The following is a 5517-nucleotide window of genomic DNA, read 5'->3' on the forward strand; positions in this document are numbered from 1 at the left end:
TCACGAAAGAAGTCCGGCGGTGTCCTACTCTCCCACAGGGTCCCCCCTGCAGTACCATCGGCGCTGAGAGGCTTAGCTTCCGGGTTCGGTATGTGACCGGGCGTTTCCCTCTCGCTATGGCCGCCGAAACACTATTGATGTTTCAGTCTGCACACAACAAAAGATTGTTGTCATGCGGTTCTCGACCGTACATCGAGAACCACTCAGTGGACGCGTAGCACCTCAAACGGGTGTGTTATCAAGTCATCGGCTTATTAGTACCAGTCAGCTGCATGCATTGCTGCACTTCCACATCTGGCCTATCAACCCAGTAGTCTAGCTGGGAGCCTCTCGCCCGAAGGCATGGAAGTCTCATCTTGAGGCCGGCTTCCCGCTTAGATGCTTTCAGCGGTTATCCATCCCGAACGTAGCTAACCAGCGGTGCTCCTGGCGGAACAACTGGCACACCAGAGGTTCGTCCAACCCGGTCCTCTCGTACTAGGGTCAGATCCTCTCAAACTTCCTACGCGCGCAGCGGATAGGGACCGAACTGTCTCACGACGTTCTAAACCCAGCTCGCGTACCGCTTTAATGGGCGAACAGCCCAACCCTTGGGACCTACTCCAGCCCCAGGATGCGACGAGCCGACATCGAGGTGCCAAACCATGCCGTCGATATGGACTCTTGGGCAAGATCAGCCTGTTATCCCCGAGGTACCTTTTATCCGTTGAGCGACAGCGCTTCCACAAGCCACTGCCGGATCACTAGTCCCGACTTTCGTCCCTGCTCGACCTGTCAGTCTCACAGTCAAGCTCCCTTGTGCACTTACACTCGCCACCTGATTACCAACCAGGTTGAGGGAACCTTTGGGCGCCTCCGTTACTTTTTGGGAGGCAACCGCCCCAGTTAAACTACCCACCAGGCACTGTCCCTGAACCGGATTACGGTTCGAAGTTAGATATCCAGAGTGACCAGAGTGGTATTTCAACAATGACTCCACATGAACTGGCGTCCATGCTTCAAAGTCTCCCACCTATCCTACACAAGCCACACCGAACACCAATACCAAGCTGTAGTAAAGGTCACGGGGTCTTTCCGTCCTGCTGCGCGTAACGAGCATCTTTACTCGTAGTGCAATTTCGCCGAGTTCGCGGTTGAGACAGTTGGGAAGTCGTTACGCCATTCGTGCAGGTCGGAACTTACCCGACAAGGAATTTCGCTACCTTAGGATGGTTATAGTTACCACCGCCGTTTACTGGGGCTTAAATTCTCAGCTTCGCCTTGCGGCTAACCGGTCCTCTTAACCTTCCAGCACCGGGCAGGCGTCAGTCCGTATACATCGTCTTGCGACTTAGCACGGACCTGTGTTTTTAGTAAACAGTCGCTACCCACTAGTCTCTGCGGCCTCCAAACGCTTTCGGAGCAAGTCCTAATACGTCGAAGGCCCCCCTTCTCCCGAAGTTACGGGGGCATTTTGCCGAGTTCCTTAACCACGATTCTCTCGATCTCCTTGGTATTCTCTACCTGACCACCTGAGTCGGTTTGGGGTACGGGCGGCTAGAACCTCGCGTCGATGCTTTTCTCGGCAGCATAGGATCACCCACTTTTTATCCGCATCGTGTCTCAGCCTATATGAGTGACGGATTTGCCTATCACTCGGCCTACGCACTTGCCCCGGGACTACCATCGCCCGGGTTGGGCTACCTTCCTGCGTCACACCTGTTAATACGCTAACCGCACCAGCATGGGGTCATGCGCTAGCTCCAACGTTCTCACCCCGAAGGGATCGAATCAAAGGAATTCGGGCACTTAGCACCACTGGATTAGCTTGGGCGGTTCTTCGCCGGTACGGGAATATCAACCCGTTGTCCATCGACTACGCCTGTCGGCCTCGCCTTAGGTCCCGACTTACCCAGGGAAGATTAGCTTGACCCTGGAACCCTTGGTCTTTCGGAGGACGTGTTTCTCACACGTCTTTCGCTACTCATGCCTGCATTCTCACTCGTGTAGCCTCCACGGCTGGTTCACACCGCCGCTTCGCTGGCCACACGACGCTCTCCTACCCATCAATACGGCTGGACCACGAAGGCCTACCAATAATATCAATGCCACAACTTCGGTGGCGTGCTTGAGCCCCGTTACATTGTCGGCGCGGAATCACTTGACCAGTGAGCTATTACGCACTCTTTCAAGGGTGGCTGCTTCTAAGCCAACCTCCTGGTTGTCAAAGCAACTCCACATCCTTTCCCACTTAGCACGCGCTTTGGGACCTTAGATGGTGGTCTGGGTTGTTTCCCTCTCGACTATGAAGCTTATCCCCCACAGTCTCACTGCTGCGCTCTCACTTACCGGCATTCGGAGTTTGGCTGACGTCAGTAACCTTGTAGGGCCCATCGGCCATCCAGTAGCTCTACCTCCGGCAAGAAACACGCAACGCTGCACCTAAATGCATTTCGGAGAGAACCAGCTATCACGAAGTTTGATTGGCCTTTCACCCCTATCCACAGCTCATCCCCTCAGTTTTCAACCTAAGTGGGTTCGGTCCTCCACGACGTCTTACCGTCGCTTCAACCTGGCCATGGATAGATCACTTCGCTTCGGGTCTAGGACATGCGACTGAATCGCCCTATTCAGACTCGCTTTCGCTACGGCTACCCCTCACGGGTTAACCTCGCCACATATCGCTAACTCGCAGGCTCATTCTTCAAAAGGCACGCTGTCACCCCTACTAAGGAGGCTCCAACGGTTTGTAAGCAAACGGTTTCAGGTACTATTTCACTCCCCTCCCGGGGTACTTTTCACCTTTCCCTCACGGTACTTGTCCGCTATCGGTCATCTGGGAGTATTTAGGCTTATCAGGTGGTCCTGACAGATTCACACGGGATTTCTCGGGCCCCGTGCTACTTGGGATACTCTTCGCGTCAAGAGAGGCATTTCGACTACGGGGTTCGCACCCTCTATGACCGGCCATTCAAAACCGTTCGTCTATACCTTCTTGTAACGCCGACAGATCGGCAGAACTGTCTGAAAAGTCCCACAACCCCGAATACGCAACTCCTGCCGGATATCACACGTACTCGGTTTAGCCTGTTCCGGTTTCGCTCGCCACTACTAACGGAATCGCGGTTGCTTTCTCTTCCTGTGGGTACTGAGATGTTTCACTTCCCCACGTTCCCTCTACCCGCCCTATATATTCAGGCGGGAGTCACTAGGTCGGCACGCCGCCCAGCGGGGTTTCCCCATTCGGAAATCCTCGGATCAAAGTGTGCTTATCCACTCCCCGAGGCTTATCGCAGATTGCTACGTCCTTCTTCGGCTCCAGATGCCAAGGCATCCACCGTTTGCTCTTAAAGACTTGAAAATCACATGAGTTTGAATCAAAACTCGAACCCAGGCCGAAACCTGGATCAGAAATTGACTAATGATCTTTAAGATCATCGATCGAAACATAAATGTTTCGAAGATGCTCGCGTCCACTGTGTAGTTCTCAAAGTACGGGCGGTACCCACCCCCGCTGCCAACAAACGCCGGCAACAAAAGCAGGTCCTGAGCTTCCGTCTGCACCCAACCCCGAAGAGTCAGTGCGCATCCGGTCCCTCAGGACCCAACAGCGTGCATGTACCCCCAGCTCCCCCCGAACCCTTCCAACCGCAAGCGGCGTACTGAGTCCGAGAATCACCCGGGGCACCAAGTCAAATGTTCCACCCATGAGCTACCGGCGGGAACGTATGTCCCGATCCGGCGCCTGGACACCCGAGGGTGCCAGATGCTCCTTAGAAAGGAGGTGATCCAGCCGCACCTTCCGGTACGGCTACCTTGTTACGACTTAGTCCTAATTACCGATCCCACCTTCGACGGCTCCCTCCACAAGGGTTGGGCCACCGGCTTCAGGTGTTACCGACTTTCATGACTTGACGGGCGGTGTGTACAAGACCCGGGAACGTATTCACCGCAGCGTTGCTGATCTGCGATTACTAGCGACTCCGACTTCATGAGGTCGAGTTGCAGACCTCAATCCGAACTGGGACCGGCTTTTTGGGATTCGCTCCACCTTACGGTATTGCAGCCCTTTGTACCGGCCATTGTAGCATGCGTGAAGCCCAAGACATAAGGGGCATGATGATTTGACGTCATCCCCACCTTCCTCCGAGTTGACCCCGGCAGTATCCCATGAGTTCCCACCATTACGTGCTGGCAACATAGAACGAGGGTTGCGCTCGTTGCGGGACTTAACCCAACATCTCACGACACGAGCTGACGACAACCATGCACCACCTGTTTACGAGTGTCCAAAGAGTTGACCATTTCTGGCCCGTTCTCGTATATGTCAAGCCTTGGTAAGGTTCTTCGCGTTGCATCGAATTAATCCGCATGCTCCGCCGCTTGTGCGGGTCCCCGTCAATTCCTTTGAGTTTTAGCCTTGCGGCCGTACTCCCCAGGCGGGGAACTTAATGCGTTAGCTGCGTCACGGAATCCGTGGAATGGACCCCACAACTAGTTCCCAACGTTTACGGGGTGGACTACCAGGGTATCTAAGCCTGTTTGCTCCCCACCCTTTCGCTCCTCAGCGTCAGTTACGGCCCAGAGATCTGCCTTCGCCATCGGTGTTCCTCCTGATATCTGCGCATTCCACCGCTACACCAGGAATTCCAATCTCCCCTACCGCACTCTAGTCTGCCCGTACCCACTGCAGGCCCGAGGTTGAGCCTCGGGATTTCACAGCAGACGCGACAAACCGCCTACGAGCTCTTTACGCCCAATAATTCCGGATAACGCTTGCGCCCTACGTATTACCGCGGCTGCTGGCACGTAGTTAGCCGGCGCTTTTTCTGCAGGTACCGTCACTTTCGCTTCTTCCCTGCTAAAAGAGGTTTACAACCCGAAGGCCGTCGTCCCTCACGCGGCGTTGCTGCATCAGGCTTTCGCCCATTGTGCAATATTCCCCACTGCTGCCTCCCGTAGGAGTCTGGGCCGTGTCTCAGTCCCAGTGTGGCCGGTCACCCTCTCAGGCCGGCTACCCGTCGACGCCTTGGTGAGCCATTACCTCACCAACAAGCTGATAGGCCGCGAGCCCATCCCAGACCGAAAAATCTTTCCAACTGCTGACCATGCGGTCGCAGCTCGTATCCAGTATTAGACGCCGTTTCCAGCGCTTATCCCAGAGTCAGGGGCAGGTTGCTCACGTGTTACTCACCCGTTCGCCACTGATCCACAGAGCAAGCTCTGCTTCACCGTTCGACTTGCATGTGTTAAGCACGCCGCCAGCGTTCATCCTGAGCCAGGATCAAACTCTCCGTAAAAGAAAAATACTGACAACGACCGGAAAAAGGCCGAAGCAGCGAGTTTGAACTGACCAAATGGATGTCATTACTGACTTATCCGTTGCCGACACCGAAGTGCCGGACTTTGATCCAAAGGAATCTCACCCGGTAAAAACCGGGACGAGGTTATTTGGCATTTGACAAGTGCACGCTGTTGAGTTCTCAAGGATCGGATGCTCCTGCTACTCAGCCTCTCAGCCTCGCCCGCAGGGCAACT

General features: G+C 54.8%; 3 rRNA genes. All 3 read right to left on the minus strand.

Annotated features, from left to right (window positions below):
• Positions 1-11: 11 nt before the first annotated feature.
• The 3 genes from rrf to H9651_RS14515 all read right to left on the minus strand — a co-directional run bounded on the left by rrf (position 12) and on the right by H9651_RS14515 (position 5279).
• Positions 12-128: ribosomal RNA gene (rrf, locus tag H9651_RS14505) — 5S ribosomal RNA — on the minus strand.
• Positions 129-234: 106 nt separating this feature from the next.
• A 23S ribosomal RNA gene (locus H9651_RS14510) occupies positions 235-3340 on the minus strand.
• Positions 3341-3756: 416 nt separating this feature from the next.
• Positions 3757-5279 (minus strand): 16S ribosomal RNA (locus H9651_RS14515).
• The 16S, 23S and 5S rRNA genes sit together here, the layout of an rRNA operon.
• Between the last annotated feature and the right edge of the window lie 238 nt (positions 5280-5517).

Origin of the sequence: Microbacterium pullorum, assembly GCF_014836535.1 — a bacterium.
GTDB classification, from domain to species: domain Bacteria; phylum Actinomycetota; class Actinomycetes; order Actinomycetales; family Microbacteriaceae; genus Microbacterium; species Microbacterium pullorum.